Consider the following 25377-nt stretch of genomic DNA (forward strand, 5'->3'; position numbering starts at 1 on the left):
CTGGTCATGATCCTGCTGGCCGGGACGGTGCATGCAGCACCGGACCCGGTGCTGGTGCTGGGCCGGATCAGCGATGATCCCAAGGCCCATTACGAGCAGCTGCAACCGTTGCTGGACTATGTAGTGGCACGCATGCACGACGTCGGCATCACCGAAGGGCGGATCCTGATGGCACGCGACCCGCAGCAGATGGCCAGCTATCTGCGGCGGGGGCGGGTCGACTGGGTCACGGAAACGTCGGGTACGGCGGTGGCACTGGGCCAGCGCAGTGGCGCGCGGCCGCTGCTGCTGACCGAGCGCAACGGCGTGCGTGAGTACCAGACCGTGTTCTTCGTGCGTCGCGACAGTCCGATCCAGCGGATCCAGGACCTGCGCGGGCATCGCCTGGCGCTGCAGAACACGGCGTCCACCAGTGCCTACCTGGTGCCGGTGATGACGCTGCTGCAGGAAGGGCTGGCGCCGCAGATCCTGGCCGGTGTGTGGGACGTGCCGGGCCGGGACAGCGTGGGGTACGTGTTCGCACGTAGCGAGTTGAACATCGCCACGTTCGTGCACAAGGGCATGGTCGAAGTGGGGGCGGTGAGCAGCGTGGACTGGAATGACGAGCGACGGATGCCTGCGGCATTCCGGCGCGACTTCCGCGAACTGCTGCGCACCGAACCCTACCCGCGGGCGGTGGAAATGGTTCGCGCCGACCTTGACCCGCGGGTGCGTGACCGGCTGCAGGACGTCCTGCTGCAGGCGGCCAGCGACCCGCAGGCACAGGGGGCGCTGCATCGGTTTTTCGGCACTTCCGGTTTCCACCGCGTCGATGCGCATGCGCAGCAGCGGCTGGATGAATTGAAACAAGGATTGACGCGCGTGCGGATGGAAGTGGAATGAAGTGGCTCGGCTCGGGAATGCAGGCCCGGTTCCTGCTGGCGATGGGCGGGGCGATGGTCGTGGTGGTGGCGATCCTGGCGGTGTTGCTGGGGCGGCAGGCGGCGATGCAGGGCGAGGTGCGCAACCTCAGTGGTGGCGTCATCCATGAACTGTTCGACCGCAGCGTGCGCAGCCGCGGCGAAGCAATGGCGCGCGAGCTGTCCGACGCGCTGGCCAACCCGTTGTACTACCGCGACCTGGATCAGGTCGGTGCGCTGGTGCGCAACACCGCACGGCAACCGGTCGTGCGCTATGTGCTGGTGTTCGACGAACGCGGCCGGCTGGTGCATGACGGCTCGATCGAGGTGTCCGGCTTCGGCCAGCCGATGACCGACCCGCTGGCCCCCAAGGCCGCGGTGGCGCAGGCACTGGTGGTGCAGGAATCGCCCAAGGTGCTCGACAACACCATGCCGATCATGGTCGGCAACCAGCGCATCGGCGGGGTCCGCGTCGGCATGGCGCTGGACGAGGTGCAGCAGCGCGAACAGGCCGCCAATGCCACGCTTGGCGAGCGCCTGCAGCAGGTCGGCAGCCGCCACCTGGGCTGGCTGCTGCTGATGCTGGGCCTGCTGGTGGTGATCGGCGTGGTGGTGATCCTGTACGTGCAGCGCACCCTGGTGGCGCCGATCCGGGACCTGGCCGCTGCGGCGCGCCGCATCGAAGCTGGCGACTACCAGGCGCCGCTGGCCGAGAACACCCGCGACGACGAGGTCGGCGAGCTGGTGCGCGGCTTCGCCCGAATGCGCGATGCCATCGCCCGGCATGACCGCGAGGTGCGGCGCATGGCCTATACCGATGCGCTGACCGGGCTGACCAACCGGCTGGCATTCCGGGAAGCGCTGGACCATCGCCTGATGGCCGCGCGCGCATCCAATCATCGGCTGGGCCTGCTGTTTGCCGACATCGATGATTTCAAGCGCGTCAACGACACCCTGGGCCATGAGGCCGGTGACGAAGCGCTGTTGCAGTTCGCGCAGCGCATCGGCAGTGCGGTTGCCGAGGCCGGTGGCGATGAAGCCCTGCTGGCCCGCTTTGGCGGCGACGAGTTCGTGATCCTGGTCGGTGATGGCGACGTGGCGGCCAACGCACGGCTGCTGGCCGAAGTGCTGGTGCGCGAGCTGGGCAAGCCGCTGGTGGTGCAGGGCCGGGAACTGTTCCTGGGCACTTCGATCGGCGTGACCCTGTTCCCGGACGATGCCGCTGATGCGACCACGCTGCTGAAGAACGGCGACATCGCCATGTACCAGGCCAAGATGGCCGGCAAGAACTGCTACCGCTATTACAGCCGTGCGATGGACCACGCGGTCGAGCGCCGCGTGCACATGGAGCAGGAGCTGCGCGGGGCCTGGGAGCGCGGCGAGCTGCGCCTGGCCTACCAGCCGATCTTCCGCATGCGCGACCGGCGCATGGTCGGCGTGGAAGTGCTGCTGCGCTGGCAGCATCCGACCCTGGGCACGATTCCGCCGTCGGTGTTCATCGAAGTGGCCGAGCAGAGCGGGCTGATCGAGCTCATCGGCCCGAAGGTGCTGCGTGCGGCCTGCATGGAAGCCTCGCAGTGGCCACGCGGGGCGGGCGGCGATGATCTGTTCGTGTCGGTGAATGTGTCGCCGCGGCAGCTGCGCGGCGGTGAACTGCCGGCATTGGTCGCGCAGTGCCTGCACGAGTCCGGGCTGCCGGCGTCGCGCCTGCACCTGGAGTTGACCGAAACCGCGGTGATCGGCGACGAAATGGTTGCCGCGCAGCTGCTGGACAAGCTGCACCGCACCGGCGTGAAGGTCTGGCTGGACGATTTCGGCACCGGCTTCTCCGGGCTCAGCCACCTTCGCCAGGTACCGGTGGACGGCGTGAAGATCGACAAGAGCTTCGTGGCCGACATGCAGCGCGATCCCGACGATCTGGCGCTGACCACGGCGATCATCGCCATGGCCCACGCACTGGGCATCACGGTGGTGGCCGAGGGCATCGAGCAGCAGGCGCAGTTCGAACTGCTGGTGCAGCGCGGCTGCGATCTTGGCCAGGGCTACTGGCTGAGCCACCCGGTGACCGCCACCGAAGTGGTGCGGATGATCGAATCGGGCCTCTGACCTGCTGCCGTTGTCCTGGGGTCAGATCCCTTTTCCGCAGGAAAAGGGATCTGACCCCGCCCCCGGATTACAGCGGGCGCTTGCTCGGGTCGCCCGGCAGCTCGCGCACCAGCTTGGGAATCAGATAACCGGACAGGCGTGCGGTCAGGCCGGCAATCAGCGCCTTGGCCTGGGCATCGTCCACTTCGAAGTGGGCCACGCCTTCGACCCGGTCCAGCTGGTGCAGGTAGTAGGGCAGCACGCCGGCGGCGAAGCTGCGCTCGCTCAGGTCCTGAAGGGCCTGCACGCTGTCGTTGACCCCGCGCAGCAGTACCGCCTGGTTCAGCAGCTGGGCGCCGACGCCGCGCAGGCGGGCCATCGCCGCGTCCACGCTGGCGTCGAATTCATTGGCGTGATTGGCGTGGACCACGATCGCCAGCGGCCATGGCAGGCTGCCCAGCCAGCACACCAGTTCATCGTCCACGCGTTCCGGCAGCACGATCGGCAGCCGGGTATGGATGCGCAGGCGGCGGATATGCGGAATCGCGCGCAGGGCGTCGGTCAGCTCGACCAGCTTGTGCGTGGCCAGTGACAACGGGTCACCGCCGGACAGGATCACCTCGTCGATGTCCGGGTCGGCCGCGATGGCGGCTACGGCCTCCTGCCAGCCGCCCTTGGCAGCGTTTTCCGCGGCATAGTCGAAGTGGCGGCGGAAGCAGTAGCGGCAGTTGATCGCGCAGCTGCCGGTGGCGACCAGCAGAGCACGGCCACGGTACTTCTGGATCACCCCGGTAGCCTTCCTGGCGGCACCATCGCCCACCGCGTCGAAGCTGAACCCGGGCGCCGGGCGCATTTCCTCGCCGATCGGCAGCACCTGGCGCAGCAGCGGGTCGGCCGCATCGCCCACGCGCATGCGGGCCACGAAGCCCTCGGGCACGCGCAATGCGAACTGGTTCATGGCCGCCTCCGAGACACCCAGCGCCGCCGGGTCCAGCTGCAGCCGGGCCAGCAGGGCGTGCGGGTCGCGCAGCGCCTGGCGCCAGAGCTGCTGCCAGCGCGCGGGCGCGCCTGGCGACTGGGGCCGGGGGAAGGCGGAAAGCTGCATGGAGAGGGGGCCTGCGGTTATCATGGGGGCAGAAAAACAGTCGCCCACCGGCATCCGGTGGGCTTTCCATTCTAACGGCTCGCCGCACCCGCGGCGTTTCTGCCACTCAGGAGTTTACGCATGGCCAGCTACGGCATGAACGACGTCAAGAACGGGATGAAGATCCTGGTCAACAACCAACCGGCCGTCATCATCGACACCGAATACGTCAAGCCGGGCAAGGGCCAGGCCTTCACCCGCGTGAAGTACCGCCTGATCAAGGACGGGCGTACCCAGGAAGTGACCATGAAGTCGACCGACTCTCTGGATGCAGCCGACGTCGTCGATACCGACATGAACTTCATGTACAGCGACGGCGAATACTGGCACTTCATGGATCCGGAGTCCTTCGAGCAGGTCCAGGCCACCAAGGCCGGCATGGGCGGCGCCGAGAAGTGGCTGAAGGGCGAAGAGTCCTGCGTGGTCACCCTGTGGAATGGCGAGCCGATCTTCGTTCAGCCGCCGAACTTCGTCGAACTGAAGATCACCGAAACCGATCCGGGCGTCCGTGGCGACACCTCGGGCGGCGGCGGCAAGCCGGCCACCCTGGAAACCGGTGCCGTGGTCCGCGTGCCGCTGTTCGTCAACCAGGACGAAGTGATCCGTGTCGACACCCGTTCGGGCGAATACTCCGCACGCGTCAAATAAGGTTCCGGCGGTTGGCCGACCTCACTGTAGAGCCGAGCCCGCGCTCGGCTTTCCGGGCACCGCCCGGACCCGTTGCTGGCGCCCATGGCGCCGCAGCGGACAGCCGCCGGGCATGGCCCGGCGCTACCGCCTCCCGCCAGGCCCTTCTCCAATAGCCAGTGAGCCCGCATGAGCGATAGCCCGCACCTCCCCGAAGCCTGCGACCTGCTCATCGAAGCCGGTCATGTCGTTCCGATCGAGCCGCATGCGGTGGTGCTGGAAGACCATGCCGTTGCCGTGCGTGGCAGCGAGATCGTGGCCATCCTGCCGCGTGCCGAGGCGCGCGCACGCTTCCGTGCCGCGCAGGTGGTCAGCCGCCCCGAGTCGGCGCTGATGCCGGGCCTGGTCAACGCGCACACGCACAACCCGATGACCCTGCTGCGCGGCGTCGCCGACGACCTGCCGCTGATGACCTGGCTGCAGCAGCACATCTGGCCGGTGGAAGCGGCGGTGATTGGTCCTGAGTTCGTCGCCGACGGCACCACCCTGGCCATCGCCGAGATGCTGCGCGGCGGCACCACCTGCGCCAACGAGAACTACTTCTTCGGCGACGTGCAGGCTGCGGTCTACAAGAAGCACGGTTTCCGCGCACTGGTTGGCGCGGTCATCATCGATTTCCCCACCGCCTGGGCCAGGACCGACGACGAATACTTCGCCAAGGCTGGTGAACTGCACGACCAGTGGCGCACCGATCCGCTGATCGGGACCGCGTTCGCGCCGCATGCGCCGTACACGGTCAACGATGCCAACTTCGAGCGGGTGCGGATGCTGTCCGACCAGCTCGACATGCAGGTGCACCTGCATACCCACGAGACCGCGCAGGAGATCAACGATTCGATCAAGCTGCACGGCCAGCGCCCGCTGGCGCGGCTGGATCGGCTCGGCCTGGTCAACGACCGCCTGATCGCGGTGCACATGACCCAGCTGACCGATGCGGAAATCCACCTGTGCGCCGAACGCGGCGTCAGCGTGGTGCACTGCCCGGAATCGAACCTGAAGCTGGCCTCCGGTTTCTGCCCGGCCTGCGCCCTGCAGCGCGCCGGCGTGAACCTGGCGATCGGCACCGATGGCTGCGCCAGCAACAACGACCTGGACATGTTCAGCGAGAACCGTACCGCAGCGATCCTGGCCAAGGCCGTGGCCGATGATGCCACCGCGCTCGACGCTGCGACCACGCTGCGCGCGTCCACGCTGGGCGGCGCACGCGCGCTGGGCTTCGGTGACCGTATCGGTTCGATCGAAATCGGCAAGCAGGCCGACCTGGTCTGTGTCGACCTGTCGGCGCTGGAAACCCAGCCGCTGCACAACGTGCTGTCGCAGCTGGTGTATGCCACCGGCCGCCAGCAGGTCAGCGACGTCTGGATCGCCGGCAAGCCGAAGCTGGTGCAGCGCGAGCTGGTCGGCATGGACCTGCCGGGCATCATCGCCAACGCGCGCCAGTGGCGCGAGCGCATCCGTCATATCCGCGCCTGATCCCTGGCGCCGCAAGGACCCCTCATGACTGCCCCTCACGCTTCCTCCAATTTCGATCAGGCCGAGCTGGACAAGTTCGCCGCGCTGGCCAACCGCTGGTGGGACGCTGACGGCCCGCAGAAGCCGCTGCATGCGCTGAACCCGGTGCGCCTGAAGTACGTGACCGACCGCGTGCCGTTGCGTGGCGCGCGCGTGCTCGACATCGGCTGCGGTGGCGGGCTGCTGAGCGAAGCACTGGCGCAGGCCGGCGCCGACGTCACCGCCATCGACCTGGCCCCGGAACTGGTGAAGGTCGCGCGCCTGCATGCGCTGGAAAGCGGCGCCAAGGTCGACTACCGCGTGCAGGCCGCCGAGGATCTGGCCGCCGAGCAGCCGGGCAGTTTCGATGTGGTCACCTGCATGGAAATGCTGGAGCACGTGCCAGACCCGGGCGCGATCATCGACGCCTGCAAGCGCCTGCTGAAGCCGGGCGGCCACCTGTTCCTGTCGACGATCAACCGCACCGCGGCCGCCTTCGCGGTGGCGATTGTCGGCGCCGAGTACGTGGCGCGGCTGCTGCCCAGGGGTACCCACCACTACCAGGAATTCATCAAGCCGGCCGAGCTGGCGCGCTGGCTGCGCGAGGCCGACCTGCAGCTGGTGGATGTCAGCGGCATGGCCTACGAGCCGTGGCGCAACCATGCCCGCCTGAGCAGCCGCACCGACATCAACTACCTGGCCTACGCGGTCAAGCCGGCATGACCTCCGCCCGCTTCCCGCGTGCGGTGCTGTTCGACCTGGATGGCACGTTGCTGGACAGCGCGCCGGACTTCGTCGCCACCTGCAATGCGATGCTGGCCGAGCGGGGCCGGGCAGCGATCGATCCGGCGCAGCTGCGGCCGGTGGTCTCCAAGGGCTCGCGCGCGATGGTCGGGACCGCTTTCCCGGACCTGGATGCCGCTGCGCGCGATGCATTGATCCCGGAATTCCTGCAGCGCTACGAAGCGCTGATCGGCCAGCACGCGGTGCTGTTCGACGGCGTGGCCGGCATGCTCGCCGCGCTGGATGAGGCCGGTACGGTATGGGGCATCGTCACCAACAAGCCGGAGTACCTGGCGCGCCTGATCCTGCCGCAGCATGGTTGGCAGCAGCGCTGCGCGGTGCTGGTCGGCGGTGACAGCCTGGCCGAGCGCAAGCCGCACCCGCTTCCATTGCTGCACGCTGCGCAGGCCATTGGCATGGCCGCCGAAGACTGCGTGTACGTGGGTGATGACGAGCGCGACATCATCGCTGCACGTGCTGCCGCGATGCCGTCGGTGGCGGCGCTGTGGGGCTACCGCCTGCACAGCGACGATCCGCTGGCCTGGCAGGCCGATGTGCTGGTCGAGAACGCTGAACTTCTGCAACTGGCCAGTCTCTGGCCGACCCGGCCGGCAGCCCCGGCCCAGCCGTAAGGAATCCCGTAGTGAGCAGTACCGCGCTGGACAGTTTCCTCGACAAGTGGCGCAGCCGTTGGCCGGAATGGTCGGTGGCCGCTCCGTTCGTGGCCGAACCGCAACGCGAGCTCGCAGTGGCGTGGTTTGCACTGCTGCAGGAGTTTGACGACATGCTCAACACCAGCGGCGATCCGCTGCCGGCCGATGCCAAGCTGGCGTGGTGGGGAGAGGAACTGCGCAGCTGGGCAGGGCATCGTTCGCGCCATCCACTGGGCCGTCTGCTGGAGCCGGTGCGTGCGCCGTGGGTGCAACTGGCCGAAGCGCTGCCGGACCTCGTTGAAGCGCGTACCGTTGCGTTGGATGCAGCCGGTGCCGAGCGTGCGCTGGCCAATTACGCCGAGGCCGTGGCCGCAGTGGAAGCGGCCTTGTTTGCCGACAAGCCGCGCACCGGCGCCGGTCGTGCGGTGCAGCTGCAGACGCTGGCCCAGCGCCTGCAGGATGCCGGCGTAGCCGGTGTGCCGCGCAGCCTGTTGGATGAGGATTCCAGCACGGCCGCGCAGCGCTGGGCCCAGTACCTGCTGAAAGGATGGGGCAGCCGCGTGCCGGGCCCGCGCCCGCGGCGCGTGTGGTCGAGCCTGGCGCGCGCCCGCGTTGCCGCGCAGGCCGCAGGCAAGCCAATCGAAGCCACCCCGGTGCGCACGTTGCTGCGCGTGTGGTGGGCAGCGCGCGGTTGATCCCGCGCTCCGCCGGGCATGGCCCGGCGCTACCTCGCGCGGTTGATTGAATGCTGTCTGTACAGCCGAGCCCATGCTCGGCTCATCTCTGCGCGACAGCCGAGCGTGGGCTCGGCTCTACAACAGCGGCTCACCACCGCACCGGGCGATGGGCGTTACTTCCGCTCCAGCACCAGCAACGGATCGATGCGGGTGTCGAACCAGTTCATGCCCCAGTGCAGGTGCGGGCCGGTGGCACGGCCGGTGGCGCCGACGGCAGCGATCACCTGGCCCTGCTCCACACGGTCGCCAACTTTTACGTCGATGCGCGAAAGGTGCAGGAAATTGGAACTGACCCCGAAGCCGTGGTCGAGCAGCAGCGTGCCACCGGTCAGGTACAGGTCCGGCCCAGCGAAGGTCACGATGCCGGCCGCCGGCGCCTTCACCGGGGTGCCGGTCGGCACCGCGATGTCCATGCCGGAATGGCCGGCCCCCGGCTGCCCGTTGTAGACGCGCGCATTGCCGAAGCGGCCGCTGATGCGGCCCTGTACCGGCCAGATGAAGGTCTGGGTGAAGTCGGTGCGGTCGTCATCGCGGGCACGTGCGGCGGTCACCTGCGCCTGTTCGCGCTTGATCCGCTCGGCAATCGCCGGCGGCGGGTTGACCGTCTTCGGCGGCACGCCGTTCACCCGCTCGGTGGGCCAGTCGCGCGGCGTTACCGCAATGGTGGCTGTCTCGCTGCTACCATCGGGGCGCTGCACCTGTACGCGCAGCGGACCCTTCTCGTCGCGGCCGATGCCGAACACCACGCTGCCGTAGCCGCTCACCCGCAGCTGGCGGCCGGCGTACTGCACACGACTGCCTGCGGGCACCTTGCCGATCACCAGCGCGCCCTGCGAGGCACTGGCCGGGAACACCACGCGGCTGTCGATCAGGCTGCCGATGCCATCCTGCGCCTGCGCAGGGGAAGAGGAAAACAGGGGCGCGGCCAGCAGCAGCGCCCCGATCATCAGTGCCGAACGCATCAGCGGTCGTAGGTCATGCGCTGGCCGGCGGGCTCACCCACCAGCTTGCTGCCGTCCCACACCAGCTGGCCGTTGACCCAGGTGGAGGCGATGCGCGAGCGGAAAGTGGTGCCTTCGAACGGCGACCAGCCGCACTTGGACAGCACGTCCTCGCGCTTGACGGTGAACGGCACGTCCTCCACCAGCACCAGGTCGGCAAAGTAGCCTTCGCGCAGGAAGCCGCGTTCTTCCACGTCGAACAGCTGCGCCGGCGCATGTGCGAATTTCTGCACCACCTGCTCGCGGGTCAGCTTGCCTTCGTGCACCCGCTCCAGCGCGGCCACCAGCGCGTACTGCACCAGCGGCAGGCCCGACGGCGCCTGCGCGTAGGGCTTCTGCTTCTCTTCCCAGGTGTGCGGCGCGTGGTCGGTGGCCAGCACGTCCAGCACGTCATCGGCCAAGGCAGCGGTGATTGCCTCGCGGTCGGACACTTCCTTGATCGCCGGGTTGCACTTGATCAGGTTGCCCTTGGTCGCGTAGTCCGGGCGCGCGAAGTGCAGGAAGTGCACGCAGGTTTCGGCGGTGATCTGCTTGCGGCTGCCATCGGCGCGGATCAGCGGGCCCTTCTCGAACAGCGCCAGCTCATCGGCGGTGGAGATGTGCAGTACGTGCAGGCGGGTGCCGTGCTTGCGTGCCAGCGACATTGCCAGGCGGGTCGACTTGATGCAGGCTTCGCGCGAACGGATGTCCGGGTGCATGTCCGGGGTCAGCGCATCGCCGTACTTTTCCTGGAAGGCCTTGAGGTTGGCATCGATCATCGGCGTGTCTTCGCAGTGCGTGATGATCGGGGTCGGGCATTCGCGGAAGATCGCGTCCAGCGTTTCCGGGTTGTCGACCAGCATGTTGCCGGTCGAAGCACCCATGAACACCTTCACGCCCGGGGCCTTCTTCGGGTCCAGGGCACGGATCGCGTCCAGGTTGTCATTGCTGGCACCGTGGTAGAAACCGTAGTTGGCCCAGGCGCGGCCGCGCGCGAGCTCGTACTTGGCTTCCAGGATGGTTGAATCCAGCGTCGGCGGGTTGGTGTTGGGCATGTCCATGAAGCTGGTCAGGCCACCGGCCACGGCGGCCGCCGATTCGCTGGCGATGTCGCCCTTGTGGGTCAGGCCCGGTTCGCGGAAGTGCACCTGGTCATCGATCATGCCGGGCAGCAGCCAGCGCCCGGCCGCGTCCACCACCTGCTCGCCGTCGCGCGGCGCCAGCCCACTGCCGATCTGCGCGATGCGGCCGTTCTCGATGCGCAGGTCACCATCGAAGGTGCGGCCTTCGTTGACCATGCGGGCGTTGGTGATGAGGGTGGAGGACATGTCAGTGTTTTCCTGTGCAACGGCAAGAGGGGGCGTTGGGGGACTCGGGCACGGGATCGAAGCCGCCGGGATGGAACGGGTGGCAGCGGCCCAGCCGGCGCGCAGCCAACCAGCTGCCGCGCAGCGGGCCGTGCCGCGAGATGGCGTCCATCGCGTATTCAGAACAGCTCGGCACGAAACGGCAGCGCGGCCCCAGCAGGGGGCTGATGAAGCGCTTGTAGAAGCGCAGCAGGGCAATGAGCAGGCGCGAGATCACCCAGTCATCTTATGCCAGTTGGCATGAAGGACGCATTTGTGCAGGATGGGGCGTTGGTCGCATGTCGCCGATGGCCTGCGACCGGTACCAGCACCGTCGGGTGCTGGCCAGGTTCCGTACCGCGCAAGGCGGTCCGTGTTCGTCGGACTGCCCTCCAGGGCGCCTTGGCTCCAGGACTGAATGGAGCAGGGTGCCAAGGTTGCTGCTGCGGGTCGGGTAGGCTATAAAGGCCCGCTTTCCCGGGCCCCGGGAAATCCAAGGAAGAGCGTTTCGTGGCTGCTAAAAAAACTGCAAAGAAGGCCGCAACGGCCGCCAAGAAAACCGCCAAGCCTGTTGTGAAGAAGTTGGCGGCAAAGCCCGTTGCCAAGAAGCCGGCCAGCAAGCCGGCGACCAAGGCAGCGTCCTCGCAACCGGCGGCCAGGAAGGCCACCGCAAAGAAAACGCCGGTCAAGGCAACCAAGCCGGTGGCGAAGAAGGCCGCTGCGCCCGCCAAGGCCAAGCCAGCCGCCGCCAGCAAGAAGGCGCCGGTGAAGAAGACCGTCAGCAAGGTCGCGCCGGTGAAGAAGGCCGCCGCCAAGCCGGTGGTCAAGAAGGCAGCCGCCAAACCGGCGCCGAAGGCGGTGGTGAAGAAGGCTGCAGCCAAGCCGGTCGCCAAGCCCGTAGCAAAGAAGGTCGCTGCGGCTAAACCGGCCGCCACGCCTGCCGCTGTAAAGAAGGTTGCCAAGAACGTTGCCGCGCCGGCCGTAAAGCCGACCCCGGCCCCAGTAGTGAAGTCCGCACCGAAGCCTGCTGCCAAGCCGGCTCCGGCCAAGCCTGTCCCGGCCAAGACCGTGGCAGTGGCGGCAGCCCAACCGGCCTCAACGCCGGCCCCGGCCGCCGCTCCTGTCGCTTCGAAGGCCCCGCAATCCAAGAATCCCGTGCCCGTTTCGAAATCGCCTGCCAAAACCGCCGTGAAATCCGATTCCGCCCCGAAGACCGCGTCGCGCCCTGTCGGCAAGGTTGCCGTGGCCGTCGCCGCCCGCTCGGCAGCACCGGCCCCGCGCAGCAAGTACAAGGTGGTCGAGTACAAGACCGACGAGGCCACTGGCCGCCCGATCCTACCGGCTGGCTACAAGCCGTCCTCGGAAGAGGAATACATGAGCCCGCTGCAGCAGGAGTATTTCCGCCAGCGCCTGCAGAACTGGCGCGCGGACCTGGTGGAAGAGTCCAAGCAGACCATCGAGAACCTGCGCGAGGAAGTGCGTGACATCGGCGACGAAGCCGAGCGTGCGACCCGCGAGACCGAGAACTCGCTGGAACTGCGTACCCGCGACCGCTACCGCAAGCTGATCGGCAAGATCGACAGCACCCTGAAGCGCCTGGAAGCAGGCGACTACGGCTACTGCGTCGACACCGGCGAAGAAATCGGCCTGGAGCGCCTGGAAGCGCGCCTCACCGCAGAGCGCACCATCGACGCCCAGGAGCGTTGGGAGCACCTGCAGAAGCAGCAGGGCGACTGATTCCAGTTCGTTGTCTGGTCATGCGAAAAACCCGGCTTCGGCCGGGTTTTTTGTTGGGTTCGTGTTGGTTGCGTAGAGCGGCGCCTTGCGGGTATCGGCGTGAGCCTGCGGGTGGGTCCGGGCAGGACACGCTGCAAGTACATCCCTGTAAGCTCGGCCGCGGCATCCATGCCGCGGACGGTCCTGCCCGGACCCACCCGCAGGCTCTCGACGGTTTCCTGCGTGCGCGGCCGATGTAGAGCCGAGCCCACGCTCGGCTCAGGCCGACAGGAGCGGTCATGCGTGCGCTCGCGGCTGTTGGGTCCGCCTTGTAGCGAGCCGAGCACCGCAGGGGAGTCAGGGGCGAAGAGGCGCCGCTGTTTGAGCGCAGCGAGTTCGGCGCCGTCCCCTGATTCACCGAGGAGCACAGGGCACCGGCGCGCAGCGCCGGCTCGCGGATGGCGGAGCGTTTCTTTGGTTACTTTCTTTGCACGAGCAAAGAAAGGTACACCCCGCCGCGGTCGCGGAAGAAGCCCGCCGGGCGCGGCCCGGCGCAACCGCTGCGTGGGCGCACGGAAATACGCAGCCGAGCATGGGCTCGGCTCTACAGGTTCACTGCAGGTCGCGAAGATTCAATTTCCGCAATGTCGGGTTCTTCCACGCGGTGATCCCGGCCACGCTCAGCACCGCGAATCCGCCCAGCACCACCGCCGGCACCAGGCCGAGCAGCTTCGCCATCGTGCCGGCATAGAACGCGCCCAGCTCGTTGGACGAACTGATGAAGATGCCGTTGATCGACGATACGCGACCGCGCATTTCTTCCGGCGTAGCCAACTGCAGGATGGTCGAGCGGATCACCACCGAGACGCCATCGAACGCGCCGTAGAACAGCAGGATCAGCGCCGACAGCCAGAAATGCTGCGACAACCCGAAGCTGATCACGCACAGGCCGAAGCCGGCCACCGCGAACAGCAGGACGCGGCCGGCATTGCGCTGCAGCGGGTGGCGCGCCAGCCACAGGCCCACGCACACCGAGCCCAGCGCCGGCATCGCGCGCAGGATGCCCAGGCCTTCCGGGCCGTGGTGCAGGATCTCGTGCAGGAACGCCGGCAGCATCGCTACCACGCCGCCCAGCAGCACCGAGAACATGTCCAGCGCCATCGCGCCGACCATGATCCGGTTGCCGACCACGAAGCGCGCGCCTTCGGCGATGCTCTTGAAGATCGGTGCGGCCGGACCGGTATGCACCGGTTCTTCCACCTTCAATGTGGCCAGGCAGGCCATCGCCACCAGCGCAAAGGCCGTAGCCACCGCGTAGGACAGACCCTTGCCACCGAAGCCGACCAGCACGCCACCCAGTGCCGGGCCGGCGATCATGCCGGCCTGGAACACCACCGCGCCCAGGCCGGCGCCACGGGCAAACTGGTCACGGGCCAGCACGCGGGCGAACAAGGCGTTGTAGATCGGCGACAGGAAGGCGCGGACCATGCCGGTCAGCGCGATGGCCGCATAGATCGGCCACACGCCGTCAATCGGCAGCCAGCCCATGGCTACGCTGGTCAACACCAGTGCAGTGGCGATCAGCCCGCAACAGGCGACCATGCCCAGCCGACGGCGAGGCAGGTGATCCACCAGGTAACCGGCGAACGGAGCCACGCAGAAGAACGGCACGACCTCGGCCAGGCCGATCAGGCCCAGCGAGAACGGATTGCGGGTGACTTCGTAGATGTGCCAGCCGACAGTGACCGCGACCACCTGGTAGGACAGCATCGCGAAGATGCGGTAGGCCAGCAGCCTGGCGAAACCGGGGCGGGACAGCAGGCCCAGTGCACTGTCTTCGGCTGTGGCGGGTTCGCTCACGGCGGGTCGCGCTGCAGCTGCGCCTGCGCCGTCTCACGGATGAAGGCCAGCATCGCCGCCACCCCATTGCTGCGGGTGGGCGAGAGGTGGCGGGCCAGGCCGATGTCCTGGATGTAGCTCGGCTCGGTGTCCAGGATCTCCTGCGCCGAGCGCCCGGAGTACACGCGCAGCGCCAGGAAGATCAGGCCGGAGACAATCGCCGAATCGCTGATGGCATGGAAGCACAGCGACTGCGCGTTGCCCTCGGGCACGATCCAGACCATCGACTGGCAGCCGAGCAGGCGATGCTCTTCGGTCTTCCATTCTTCCGGGAAGGGCGGCAGCTTGCGGCCGAGGTCGATCAGGTACTGGTAGCGCTCGGACCAGTCGCCGAAGAAGCCGAATTCCTCGGCGATGGCGGCCTGGGCCTCGGCGGCGGTGGGTTCAAGCGGGAACGGGGAGTCGGTCACAACAGTCTCTACGGTGGGGCGTGGCCGGCGGACCGGCCACGGGGCAGGGCAGGTCAGCTGCGCTTGCGCGACCAGCGAACGCCCTGCGGGGTGTCATCCAGCACGATGCCTTCGGCGGCCAGCTGGTCGCGGATGGCGTCGGCACGGGCGAAGTCGCGTGCCTTCTTGGCCGCGGCGCGCTCGTCGATCAGGCCCTGGACGCGGGCATCGTCGTCCTCGTCGCCCGCTGCGGTGCCGAACCACTGCGCCGGGTCGGCCTGCAGCAGGCCCAGCACCAGGCCCGCACCGAGCAGTTCGCCCTTCAGGCGCGCCTGTTCGGCCGGGTCGGTGGCACGACGCGCGTCGGCGGCGATGCGGGCCACTTCGGCCAGCGCCTGGGGTGTGTTGAGATCGTCGTCCAGGGTCGCTTCGACGCTGGCGGGGATCACTGCCGTGGCCTCGATCGACGCCAGCTCGCGCAGGGTGCCGTATAGGCGGTCCAGGGTGCGCACCGATTGTTCGATCAGCGCATCAGACCAGTCCAGCGGCTGCCGGTAGTGGGCCGACAGCAGGGCCAGGCGCAGCGCCTCCGGCGGATGCTGGCGGACCAGGTCGTGTACGCGCTCGATGTTGCCCAGCGACTTGCTCATCTTGGCGCCGCCGAAGTTGAGCATGCCGTTGTGCAGCCAGAAGCGGGCGAAGATCTTGCCGCCGTGGGCGCATTCGCTCTGCGCGATCTCGTTCTCGTGGTGCGGGAACTGCAGGTCGACGCCGCCGGCGTGGATGTCGATGGTCTCGCCCAGGTGGGCTGCGGCCATCGCCGAGCATTCGATATGCCAGCCCGGACGACCCCGGCCCCACGGCGATTCCCAGCCGGGCAGGTCGTCGCTGGACGGCTTCCACAGCACGAAATCACCCGGGTCGCGCTTGTACGGGGCCACGTCGACACGGGCACCGGCCAGCATTTCTTCCGGGTCACGGCGCGAGAGCTTGCCGTAGCCGTCGAAGCTGGCCACCGCGAACAGTACGTGACCCTCGGCGGCGTAGGCATGACCATTGGCGATCAGCTGCTCGATCATGGTGATGATCTGCGGCATGTGCGCGGTCACCTCCGGCTCGATGTCCGGCGGCACCACGCCCAGCGCGGCCATGTCTTCACGGTAGGCGGCGGCGAACTTGCCGGTGATGGTGCTGATCGGCACGCCCTGCTCGCGCGCGGCGGTGTTGATCTTGTCGTCCACGTCGGTGATGTTGCGGGCGTAGCGCAGCGCGCCGAAACGGCGCCGCAGCAGATCGGCCAGCACCCCGAACACCACCGGGCCACGGGCGTTGCCGATGTGCACGTAGTTGTAGACCGTGGGGCCGCACACATACAGGGTCGGACAGGCCGGGTCGAGCGGAGTGAACGGTTCGAGCTGGCGAGTCAGGTTGTTGTGCAGGCGCAGGGTCATGGGGCTGTGGCTGGGGGACAAGCCTGTGATTTTAGAACGTGTCGGCCCCCTTTGGGGGCACTGGCTGCCACCGGTGGACGCCGGGTCCGTCCAGGGTGGGGTGGGCAGGAGCGGCGTGGACGGGTAATGTTCAGCCCCTTGCGCTCGCCACTGCCTACACTATTGCCGTGTCCTTGCTCCCGTCGCCAATGAAATCCACCGCGTTGCTGACCCTGGCCTGCCTGTCGGCGCTGCCCGCCGTGGTGCTGGCCCAGGAGGCCGAGCCCCGCAACCGGGTGGTGATCGTGGAGAACGTGAAGTTCGACTACGCCCAGGTGCTGAACGTCGAGCCGGTGTTCCAGACCCTGCGCGCGACCCGCACCGAGGAGCACTGCGAGCCGGTGTCGACACGGACGCTGGCCCCGGTGAACGTGACCGGCGAGGAGCCGGTCGAGGACAAGGGCCGGATCAGCCGCTTCTGGGATTCGGTGCGCTCGATGTTCAAGCGCAGCGACGAGGAGCCCTCCGAAGAGGCCGGCCCCGAAACGCCGGCCCCGGCGCCTGCCAACACCGGTCCGATGCTGACCCGCGACTGCCGCATCGTTCCGGTGGGGCGTGAATTCCGCCGGCCCATCGCCTACGACGTGGATTACGTCTACAAGGGCACCAAGTATCGGTCGCGGCTGCCGGAAGACCCGGGCAACCGGCTCAAGATCCGGGTGTCGATCACCCCCTGGGTGGGTCCGGAGCAGGGCGCCGCCGGCAATCCCTGATTCTGCGACCCCGGCCCCTTGCGCCGGTCACGGCCGCATGCAAAGATATTCGGCCATGAAGCTCACCGACTTCCAGCACGACAGCAGCGCAGCCCGACAGGCGTCGGGCATGACCTCGCGTGCGCGTCGACCGGAACCCCACATTCTCGCTGGGTAACCGGAGCTTTTTGCTGTTCGTCCGAAAAAAACCCAGCCCGCCGGCTGGGTTTTTTCGTTTCCGCGTTCTGAAAGCTGCAACTGCAACCTTTTCGTTTCACCTTTGCTTCCTGTTTTCCCTTCCACCGCGTCGAACCCGGCGCCGCCACGCAAGGAAAGATGATGTCCCCCAAGCACTTCCTGAACACCCAGGACTGGAGCCGCAGCGATCTCGACGCGCTGCTGACCCAGGCCGCGCTGTTCAAGCGCAACAAGCTCGGCGACCAGCTCAAGGGCAAGTCGATCGCGCTGGTGTTCTTCAACCCGTCCATGCGTACCCGCACCAGCTTCGAACTGGGCGCATTCCAGCTCGGTGCCCACGCGGTGGTGCTGCAGCCGGGCAAGGATGCGTGGCCGATCGAGTTCAACCTCGGCACGGTGATGGACGGCGATACCGAAGAGCACATCGCTGAGGTGGCCAAGGTGCTGGGCCGTTACTGCGACATCATCGCCGTGCGCGCGTTCCCCAAGTTCATCGACTGGGCCTACGACCGCCAGGACATCGTCCTCAACAGCTTCGCCAAGTACTCGCCGGTGCCGGTCATCAACATGGAGACCATCACCCATCCGTGCCAGGAGCTGGCCCACATCATGGCGCTGCAGGAGCACTTCGGCACCCAGGACCTGCGCGGCAAGAAGTACGTGCTGACCTGGACCTACCACCCCAAGCCGCTGAACACCGCCGTGGCCAACTCGGCGCTGACCATCGCCACCCGCATGGGCATGGACGTGACCCTGCTGTGCCCGACCGCCGACTACGTCCTCGACGAGCGCTACATGGGCTGGGCCGAGCAGAACGTGGCCGAGAGCGGCGGTTCGCTGAAGATCAGCCATGACATCGACAGCGCCTACGCCGGCGCCGACGTGGTCTACGCCAAGAGCTGGGGTGCGCTGCCGTTCTTCGGCAACTGGGAACCGGAAAAGCCGATCCGCGACCAGTTCAAGCACTTCATCGTGGACGAGCGGAAGATGGCGCTGACCAATAACGGGGTGTTCAGCCACTGCCTGCCGCTGCGCCGCAACGTGAAAGCCACCGATGCGGTGATGGATTCGCCGCAGTGCATCGCCATCAACGAAGCCGAGAACCGCCTGCACGTGCAGAAGGCGATCATGGCCGCCGTTGCCGGGCGCTGATTTTTTCCGATTCAATCATTTCTGCCGGGCACGGCCCGGCGCTACCAGGACATACCCTCCCCATGAGCAACAAAGACGTCGTTCTCGCCTTCTCCGGCGGCCTGGATACCAGCTTCTGCGTGCCCTACCTGCAGGAGCGTGGCTACAACGTGCACACCGTGTTCGCCGACACCGGCGGCGTGGATGATGAAGAGCGCGATTTCATCGAGAAGCGTGCCGCCGAGCTGGGCGTGACCAGCCATGTCACCGTCAATGGTGGCCCGGCCATCTGGGAAGGCTTCGTCAAGCCGTTCGTGTGGGCCGGCGAAGGCTACCAGGGCCAGTACCCGCTGCTGGTCTCGGACCGCTACCTGATCGTCGATGCCGCGCTGAAGCGTGCTGCCGAGCTGGGTACCAACATCATCGCCCACGGCTGCACCGGCATGGGCAACGACCAGGTCCGCTTCGACCTGGCCGTGAAGGCACTGGGCGACTACCAGATCATCGCGCCGATCCGCGAGATCCAGAAGGAACACACCCAGACCCGCGCCTACGAGCAGAAGTACCTGGAAGAGCGCGGCTTCGGCGTGCGCGCCAAGCAGCAGGCCTACACCATCAACGAGAACCTGCTGGGCGTGACCATGTCCGGCGGCGAGATCGACCGTTGGGAAGCCCCGGGCGAAGGTGCGCGTGGCTGGTGCTCGCCGCGCAGCGAGTGGCCGGAACAGGCGCTGACCGTGACCCTGAAGTTCGTTGAAGGCGAAGCCGTCGAACTGAACGGCAAGGCGCTGCCGGGCGACCAGATCCTGGCCCAGCTCAACAAGCTGTTTGCCCCGTACGGCGTTGGCCGCGGCGTCTACACCGGCGACACCGTGATCGGCCTGAAGGGCCGCATCGTGTTCGAGGCCCCGGGCCTGGTTTCGCTGCTGGCCGCGCACCGCGCGCTGGAAGATGCCGTGCTGACCAAGCAGCAGAACCGCTTCAAGCCGGACGTGGCACGCAAGTGGGTGGAGCTGGTGTACGAAGGCTTCTACCACGACCCGCTGAAGACCGACATCGAAGCCTTCCTGAAGTCCTCGCAGGCCAAGGTCAACGGCGAAGTGGTGCTGGAAACCCGCGGTGGCCGCGTCGACGCGGTGGCGGTGAAGTCGCCGCACCTGCTCAACACCAAGGGCGCCACCTACGCACAGTCGGCCGACTGGGGCGTGGAAGAGGCTGAAGGCTTCATCAAGCTGTTCGGCATGAGTTCGACGCTTTACGCGCAAGTCAATCGCTGAGCGATTGAATTGCGCGCGCGTCTCCCGCGCATTCCACCTTAACCCTGCGCCGTTGGCGCGCCCCCTTCAACAAGAAGGGGGCTCTCCACCAGACGCATCACGGTAGCGCCGGGCCATGCCCGGCGGAATTCCACAGGATCTTTGTTTCATGCTTGAACAGACGCTCGATCACCTGCAGGCCCTGGTGTCCTTCGACACCCGCAACCCGCCGCGTGCGATCACCACCGGTGGCATCTTCGATTACCTGCGCGCGAACCTGCCCGGCTTCAACGTCGAGGTGATCGACCATGGCGCCGGTGCGGTCAGCCTGTACGCCGTGCGTGGGACGCCGAAGTACCTGTTCAACGTGCACTTGGATACCGTACCGGACTCGCCGCACTGGAGTGCCGATCCGCATGTGATGCGCCGCCTGGACGACCGCGTGGTCGGCCTGGGCGTGTGTGACATCAAGGGCGCCGCCGCTGCGCTGGTGGCGGCGGCCAACGCCAGCGATGGCGATGCCGCGTTCCTGTTCTCCAGCGACGAAGAAGCCAACGACCCGCGCTGCATCGCCGCGTTCCTGGCCCGTGGCCTGCCGTATGAAGCCGTACTCGTGGCCGAACCGACCATGAGCGAAGCGGTGCTGGCGCATCGTGGCATCAGCTCGGTGCTGATGCAGTTCGCCGGCCGTGCCGGCCATGCGTCGGGCAAGCAGGATGCGGCTGCCAGCGCATTGCACCAGGCCATGCGCTGGGGCAATCGCGCGCTGGATCATGTGGAATCGCTGGCCTCGGCGCGCTTCGGTGGACTGACCGGTCTGCGCTTCAACATCGGTCGCGTCGAAGGCGGTATCAAGGCCAACATGATCGCACCGGCTGCCGAGGTGCGCTTCGGGTTCCGCCCGCTGCCGTCGATGGACATCGATGGCCTGCTGGCGACCTTCGCCGGTTTCGCCGAGCCGGAAGCCGCCGTGTTCACCGAGACGTTCCGCGGTCCCAGCCTGCCCGCCGGTGACATCGCCGAGGCCGAGAACCGCCGCCTGCTGGCGCGCGACGTGGCCGATGCGCTGGAGCTGCCGATCGGCAATGCCGTGGATTTCTGGACCGAGGCGTCGCTGTTCTCGGCCGCTGGCTACACCACACTGGTATTCGGCCCGGGTGACATCGCCCAGGCCCACACCGCGGATGAGTTCGTGACGCTGGACCAGTTGCAGCGCTATACCCACGCCGTGCACCGGATCATCGCCGCCGGCGCCTGATCGACCCCACAACGCCGCCATGCCCCGGGCGTGGCGGAACTGCAACGCGGCGACCGCCGCCTGTGACGAAACCGAAATGTCTCCTGCCCTCCAGCCCCACCGCCAGACCCGCCAGACCATCGTGCGCCTGCTTTCCAGCATGGCCAGCGCGAAGGAGATCAGCCAGTACCTCAAGCGTTTCTCGCAGCTGGACGCCAAGCGCTTCGCCGTGGTCAAGGTCGGCGGCGCGGTGCTGCGCGACGATCTCGACGCGCTGACCTCTTCGCTGTCGTTCCTGCAGGAAGTCGGGCTGACCCCGATCGTGCTGCACGGCGCCGGCCCGCAGCTGGATGCCGAGCTGTCGGCGGCCGGCATCGAGAAGCAGACCGTGAACGGCCTGCGCGTGACTTCGCCGGAAGCACTGGCGATCGTGCGCCGGGTGTTCCAGCAGTCCAACCTGCGCCTGGTCGAGGCGCTGCAGCAGAACGGCGCACGCGCCACCTCGATCACCGGTGGCGTGTTCGAGGCCGAGTACCTGGACGTGGACACCTACGGCCTGGTCGGCGAAGTGAAGAAGGTCAACCTGGCACCGATCGAGGCCAGCCTGCGTGCTGGCTCGATCCCGGTCATCACCAGCCTGGGTGAAACTGCCGGTGGCCAGATCCTCAACGTCAACGCCGACTTCGCCGCCAACGAGCTGGTGCAGGAGCTGCAGCCGTACAAGATCATCTTCCTGACCGGCACCGGTGGCCTGCTGGACGAGGCGGGCAACGTGATCGATTCGATCAACCTGTCCACCGAGTACGACCACCTCATCGCGCAGCCGTGGATCCACGGCGGCATGAAGGTGAAGATCGAACAGATCAAGGACCTGCTCGACCGCCTGCCGCTGGAGTCGTCGGTGTCGATCACGCGTCCGGCCGACCTGGCCAAGGAACTGTTCACCCACAAGGGCTCGGGCACGCTGGTGCGCAAGGGTGAGAAAGTGCTGCGCGCCACCGCCTGGAGCGAGCTCGACCTGCCACGGCTGAAGGGTCTGATCGAATCCAGTTTCGGCCGCACCCTGGTGCCGGACTACTTCGAAAAGACCAGGCTGCTGCGTGCCTATGTCAGCGAGAACTACCGCACTGCGGTGATCCTCACCGACGAGGCCGAAGGCGTGTACCTGGACAAGTTCGCCGTGCTCGACGACGCGCAGGGCGAAGGCCTGGGCCGCGCGGTCTGGAACGTGATGCTGGAGGAGACCCCGCAGCTGTTCTGGCGCTCGCGCCACGGCAACCCGATCAACCACTTCTACTACGCCGAGTCCGATGGCTGCTACAAGCAGGACCATTGGAAAGTGTTCTGGTTCGGCGCCGATGGCATCGACCGGATCAAGACCTACGTCGACCACTGCGCCCAGCGCGCGCCGAGCCTGCTGGGGTGAGCGATGAGTCCTCCTGACGTGTGGAACACGGTGCCTACCCTGCGCGGCCAGCACGTGGCGCTGCAGCCGCTGCAGCTTGGGCATGTCCCCGGCCTGCGCGCTGCCCTCGAAGGCAGCGGCCTGGACCAGCTCTGGTACACCCAGGTGCCGTCACCGCAGCAGGTCGAGCACTATGTGCAGGCCGCGCTGCAGGCGCATGCCGAAGGCAAGGTGCTGCCGTTCGTGATCCGCGACGCCGCCGGTGACATCATCGGCAGCACGCGCTTCTACGACATGGATGCCAGCGTGCCCAAGCTCAGCCTCGGCTACACCTGGTACACGCCGCGCGTGCAGCGCACCGGCGCCAACACCGAGGCCAAGCTGTTGCTGCTGCAGCACGCCTTCGAGTCCATGGGCTGCATCAGCGTGGTGCTGGAAACCAGCTGGTTCAACGTCACCTCGCGCACCGCCATCGCCCGCCTCGGCGCCAAGCAGGATGGCGTGCTGCGCAACCACAGGCGGCACGCCGACGGCACGCCGCGCGACACCGTCATCTTCTCCATCATCGATGCGGAATGGCAGGGCGTGAAGCGCCACCTGCAGTACCGCCTGGACAGTCACGCATGAACGATTCGACTTTTACCCTGGGCATCGTCGGTGCCCGCGGCCATACCGGCGCCGAGCTGATCAAGCTGGTGGCCACCCACCCGCGGCTGAAGCTGGCTTTCGTCTCTTCGCGCGAGCGCGCCGGGCAGCGCCTGTCCGACCACCACCCGGAATTCCAGGGCGAGCTGCAGTACGAAAACCTGGACGCCGATGCGGTGGCGGCCAAGGGCGTGGACGCGGTGATCCTGGCCCTGCCCAACGGCCTGGCCGCGCCGTTCGTGGCCGCATTGGAAGCGGCGAAGGCGGACACCGTCATCGTCGATCTCTCGGCCGACTACCGTTTCGACAACAGCTGGTACTACGGCCTGCCGGAGCTGACCCGCGGCCGCTACAACGGCCAGAAGCACATCAGCAACCCGGGCTGCTATGCCACGGCGATGCAGCTGGCGGTGCATCCGCTGCTGGACCTGCTGGCCGGCCCACCGCAGTGCTTCGGTGTCTCCGGCTACTCCGGTGCCGGTACCACGCCGTCGGACAAGAACAACGTCGAACTGCTGGCCGACAACCTGATGCCGTACGCGCTGACCAACCACGTGCACGAGCGCGAGGTGTCGGTGCAGCTGGGCGTGGCCGTGGAATTCATGCCGCACGTCGCGCCGCACTTCCGGGGCATCACGCTGACCGCCAACCTGTGGCTGAACCGCGTGCAGACCCGTGAGCAGATCGTCGAGCGCTTCCAGCAGGCCTATGCGGGCGAACCGCTGATCGAGGTGGTGGATGAAGCGCCGTGGGTCAGCCGCATCGCCGGCCGCCACGGTGCCCAGGTCGGTGGCTTCACGCTCGCGCCGGGCGGCAAGCGCGTGGTGGTGGTGGCGACGCTGGACAACCTGCTGAAGGGCGCGGCCACCCAGGCCATGCAGAACCTCAACCTCGCGCTGGGCATCGACGAACTGACGTCGATCCCGCACTGAACACGCATTCCGGAGCCCCCATGGCAGACCTTCTTTGGCAGAAGCCCGGCGTCGCCGTCGACGCCCAGATCCAGACCTTCCTCGCCGGCGACGACGTGATCCTCGACCGCGAGTTCTTCCTGCATGACATCGCTGCCAGCGCCGCGCATGCGCAGGGCCTGCAGCACATCGGCATCCTCAGCGCCGACGAGCTTGCCGGACTTCTGCGCGAACTGGAGATCCTGGCGCAGGACTTCCGCGAAGGCCGCTTCGTGCTGGATACGCAGTACGAGGATGGCCACTCGGCGATCGAAGCGCGCCTGACCGAACGCCTTGGTGATGCGGGTCGCAAGATCCACACCGGCCGCAGCCGCAACGACCAGATCCTCGTCGCCACCCGCCTGTGGCTGAAGGAGAAGCTGCAGCGCGTTGCCCAGCTCAGCACCGAAGTGGCAAAGGTCGCGCTGGACCGCGCGCAGGCAGAGAAGGACCTGCCGATTCCCGGCTACACCCACATCCAGCGTGCCGTGGTGTCCTCGGCCGGCATGTGGTGGGCGGGCTGGGCCGAGGCCTTCATCGACAACGCCATCCGCGCCCGTGACACCCATGCGCTGGTTGATGCCAATCCGCTCGGCACCGCCGCCGGCTACGGCGTGAACCTGCCGCTGGACCGCGAGCACACCACCGCCGCGCTCGGTTTCGCGCGCATGCAGGTCTCGCCGATCTACGCGCAGCTGTCGCGTGGCAAGTTCGAGCTGGCTGCACTGGAAGCGCTCGGTGGCGCCACGCTGGACCTGCGCCGCATTGCGTGGGACCTGTCACTGTTCACCAGCGCCGAGTTCGGCTTCGTCGCGCTGCCGGCGCAGTACACCACCGGCAGTTCGATCATGCCCAACAAGCGCAATCCGGATGTGATCGAGCTGATGCGCGCCACCCACGCCAGCGTCGCCGCTGCGCGCACCGAGATCGAGCAGCTGCTGTCGCTGCCTTCGGGTTATCACCGCGACCTGCAGTCGTCCAAGGGTGCCATCTTCCACGGCTTCGGCCGTGGCCTGGCCGCGCTGGAGCTGCTGCCGGCATTGCTGGCCAACCTGGAATGGCGCGACGACAGGCTGCGCGCAGCGATCGATTCGGGCATGTATGCCACCGACGTGGCGGTGGAAGCGGCCGTGGCCGGTGTGCCGTTCCGCGAGGCCTACAAGGCGGCTGCGGCCGGTGCCGACAGCGCAGGGCAGGGACGCACGCCGGAAGGCAGCCTGGCCGCGCGTGTATCGCCGGGCTCGGCCGCCGACCTGCGCCTGGACGAACTGCGCGCGCGCTGGCAGGCGCTGTCCTGATGGCGGGCACTGTCTACCTGGTTCTGGCGATGCGCCGGCCGGACTTCAACGATGCAGCGGTGCAGCCGCATCGCGATTTCCTCGATGCGTTGCAGGCGCAGGGCAAGCTGCAGCTGACCGGTGGCTTCGCCGATGGCAGCGGTGGCGCCTACGTGCTGTGCAACGTGGACAGCCTGGCGCAGGCGCAGGCCATCGTCGCCACCGATCCGCTGGTGACGATGCAGGCCTCCGACCTGACCGTGCACGAATGGAACACCCGCTGAGAG

Annotated in this window: 24 protein-coding genes; 17 read left to right on the top strand and 7 right to left on the bottom strand. The window is 67.4% G+C overall.

Annotated elements, in window-relative coordinates:
* Positions 1–6 precede the first annotated feature (6 nt).
* Together AC5P5V_RS10290 and AC5P5V_RS10295 are read left to right on the top strand one after the other, a co-directional pair.
* The gene (locus tag AC5P5V_RS10290; protein ID WP_229298570.1) at positions 7–882 is read left to right on the top strand and encodes a phosphate/phosphite/phosphonate ABC transporter substrate-binding protein; all 876 of its coding nucleotides are present in this window, start codon (positions 7–9) and stop codon (positions 880–882) included.
* Entirely contained in the window at positions 879–3005 is a 2127-nt protein-coding gene (locus AC5P5V_RS10295) for a putative bifunctional diguanylate cyclase/phosphodiesterase (RefSeq protein WP_134969067.1), read from the top strand. The genes AC5P5V_RS10290 and AC5P5V_RS10295 overlap by 4 nt, the downstream gene beginning before the upstream one ends.
* A 67-nt stretch (positions 3006–3072) precedes the next feature.
* Here the strand turns inward: AC5P5V_RS10295 and epmB are convergent, their stop codons facing one another.
* On the bottom strand, positions 3073–4089 hold the full coding sequence (epmB, locus tag AC5P5V_RS10300; RefSeq protein WP_231352213.1) for an EF-P beta-lysylation protein EpmB: 1017 nt from the start codon (positions 4087–4089) through the stop codon (positions 3073–3075).
* 120 nt (positions 4090–4209) lie between these two features.
* Here epmB and efp point away from each other — a divergent pair, with 120 nt between their 5' ends.
* The 5 genes from efp to AC5P5V_RS10325 all read left to right on the top strand — a co-directional run bounded on the left by efp (position 4210) and on the right by AC5P5V_RS10325 (position 8437).
* Entirely contained in the window at positions 4210–4776 is a 567-nt protein-coding gene (gene efp / locus AC5P5V_RS10305; protein WP_005410381.1) for an elongation factor P, read from the top strand.
* Positions 4777–4944: 168 nt separating this feature from the next.
* The gene (locus AC5P5V_RS10310) at positions 4945–6288 is read left to right on the top strand and encodes a TRZ/ATZ family hydrolase (RefSeq protein WP_099487291.1); all 1344 of its coding nucleotides are present in this window, start codon (positions 4945–4947) and stop codon (positions 6286–6288) included.
* 24 nt (positions 6289–6312) lie between these two features.
* Positions 6313–7029, top strand: a complete 717-nt coding sequence (ubiG, locus tag AC5P5V_RS10315; RefSeq protein ID WP_061478052.1) for a bifunctional 2-polyprenyl-6-hydroxyphenol methylase/3-demethylubiquinol 3-O-methyltransferase UbiG — start codon at positions 6313–6315, stop codon at positions 7027–7029.
* Positions 7026–7721: a phosphoglycolate phosphatase gene (locus AC5P5V_RS10320; protein ID WP_061478051.1), complete on the top strand. Its 696-nt coding sequence runs from the start codon at positions 7026–7028 to the stop codon at positions 7719–7721. Before ubiG ends, AC5P5V_RS10320 begins: the two co-directional genes overlap by 4 nt.
* 11 nt (positions 7722–7732) lie before the next feature.
* A complete protein-coding gene (locus AC5P5V_RS10325; protein ID WP_061478050.1) occupies positions 7733–8437 on the top strand; it encodes a squalene/phytoene synthase family protein in 705 nt (234 codons plus the stop codon).
* Between the two features lie 155 nt (positions 8438–8592).
* Here AC5P5V_RS10325 and AC5P5V_RS10330 read toward each other — a convergent pair whose 3' ends face one another.
* The 3 genes from AC5P5V_RS10330 to yidD are packed head-to-tail and all read right to left on the bottom strand — an operon-like array spanning position 8593 to position 11043.
* Complete coding sequence (locus AC5P5V_RS10330; protein ID WP_069139799.1) at positions 8593–9441, bottom strand: M23 family metallopeptidase; 849 nt, start codon at positions 9439–9441, stop codon at positions 8593–8595.
* Positions 9441–10787: a dihydroorotase gene (locus AC5P5V_RS10335; RefSeq protein WP_061478048.1), complete on the bottom strand. Its 1347-nt coding sequence runs from the start codon at positions 10785–10787 to the stop codon at positions 9441–9443. Before AC5P5V_RS10335 ends, AC5P5V_RS10330 begins: the two co-directional genes overlap by 1 nt.
* A 1-nt stretch (position 10788) precedes the next feature.
* Positions 10789–11043, bottom strand: a complete 255-nt coding sequence (yidD, locus tag AC5P5V_RS10340; protein WP_014037867.1) for a membrane protein insertion efficiency factor YidD — start codon at positions 11041–11043, stop codon at positions 10789–10791.
* Between the two features lie 272 nt (positions 11044–11315).
* Here yidD and dksA point away from each other — a divergent pair, with 272 nt between their 5' ends.
* On the top strand, positions 11316–12542 hold the full coding sequence (gene dksA, locus AC5P5V_RS10345; protein WP_134969302.1) for an RNA polymerase-binding protein DksA: 1227 nt from the start codon (positions 11316–11318) through the stop codon (positions 12540–12542).
* Positions 12543–13133: 591 nt separating this feature from the next.
* On the opposite strand, the gene AC5P5V_RS10350 is transcribed toward dksA, so the two are convergent.
* The 3 genes from AC5P5V_RS10350 to cysS are packed head-to-tail and all read right to left on the bottom strand — an operon-like array spanning position 13134 to position 16260.
* Positions 13134–14381, bottom strand: a complete 1248-nt coding sequence (locus AC5P5V_RS10350) for an MFS transporter (RefSeq protein ID WP_072168398.1) — start codon at positions 14379–14381, stop codon at positions 13134–13136.
* The gene (locus AC5P5V_RS10355) at positions 14378–14830 is read right to left on the bottom strand and encodes a SufE family protein (protein WP_134969301.1); all 453 of its coding nucleotides are present in this window, start codon (positions 14828–14830) and stop codon (positions 14378–14380) included. Before AC5P5V_RS10355 ends, AC5P5V_RS10350 begins: the two co-directional genes overlap by 4 nt.
* A gap of 53 nt (positions 14831–14883) precedes the next feature.
* Positions 14884–16260 (bottom strand): cysteine--tRNA ligase, encoded by a 1377-nt coding sequence (gene cysS / locus AC5P5V_RS10360; RefSeq protein ID WP_061478044.1) that lies wholly within the window; start codon positions 16258–16260, stop codon positions 14884–14886.
* 188 nt (positions 16261–16448) lie between these two features.
* Here cysS and AC5P5V_RS10365 point away from each other — a divergent pair, with 188 nt between their 5' ends.
* From AC5P5V_RS10365 to AC5P5V_RS10405, 9 genes are all read left to right on the top strand, one after another.
* Positions 16449–17012: a glycine zipper 2TM domain-containing protein gene (locus AC5P5V_RS10365; RefSeq protein WP_134969080.1), complete on the top strand. Its 564-nt coding sequence runs from the start codon at positions 16449–16451 to the stop codon at positions 17010–17012.
* Between the two features lie 318 nt (positions 17013–17330).
* Positions 17331–18341, top strand: coding sequence for an N-acetylornithine carbamoyltransferase (locus AC5P5V_RS10370; RefSeq protein ID WP_134969077.1), 1011 nt, complete (start codon positions 17331–17333; stop codon positions 18339–18341).
* 62 nt (positions 18342–18403) lie between these two features.
* Positions 18404–19597 (top strand): argininosuccinate synthase, encoded by a 1194-nt coding sequence (locus tag AC5P5V_RS10375; RefSeq protein WP_108750132.1) that lies wholly within the window; start codon positions 18404–18406, stop codon positions 19595–19597.
* A gap of 148 nt (positions 19598–19745) precedes the next feature.
* Complete coding sequence (locus tag AC5P5V_RS10380) at positions 19746–20834, top strand: acetylornithine deacetylase (protein ID WP_049412643.1); 1089 nt, start codon at positions 19746–19748, stop codon at positions 20832–20834.
* 76 nt (positions 20835–20910) lie between these two features.
* Positions 20911–22239 carry an acetylglutamate kinase gene (locus tag AC5P5V_RS10385; RefSeq protein ID WP_061478039.1) on the top strand — a complete coding sequence of 443 codons (1329 nt, stop codon included), beginning with the start codon at positions 20911–20913 and terminating at the stop codon, positions 22237–22239.
* 3 nt (positions 22240–22242) lie between these two features.
* On the top strand, positions 22243–22845 hold the full coding sequence (locus AC5P5V_RS10390; RefSeq protein ID WP_134969078.1) for a GNAT family N-acetyltransferase: 603 nt from the start codon (positions 22243–22245) through the stop codon (positions 22843–22845).
* Positions 22842–23795 carry an N-acetyl-gamma-glutamyl-phosphate reductase gene (argC, locus tag AC5P5V_RS10395; protein WP_061478037.1) on the top strand — a complete coding sequence of 318 codons (954 nt, stop codon included), beginning with the start codon at positions 22842–22844 and terminating at the stop codon, positions 23793–23795. The genes AC5P5V_RS10390 and argC overlap by 4 nt, the downstream gene beginning before the upstream one ends.
* A 20-nt stretch (positions 23796–23815) precedes the next feature.
* Entirely contained in the window at positions 23816–25111 is a 1296-nt protein-coding gene (argH, locus tag AC5P5V_RS10400) for an argininosuccinate lyase (RefSeq protein ID WP_134969079.1), read from the top strand.
* A complete protein-coding gene (locus AC5P5V_RS10405) occupies positions 25111–25374 on the top strand; it encodes a YciI family protein (RefSeq protein ID WP_061478035.1) in 264 nt (87 codons plus the stop codon). The genes argH and AC5P5V_RS10405 overlap by 1 nt, the downstream gene beginning before the upstream one ends.
* The last annotated feature ends 3 nt before the right edge of the window (positions 25375–25377 follow it).

It is taken from the genome of Stenotrophomonas sp. YJH_SMC_130, assembly GCF_059369035.1.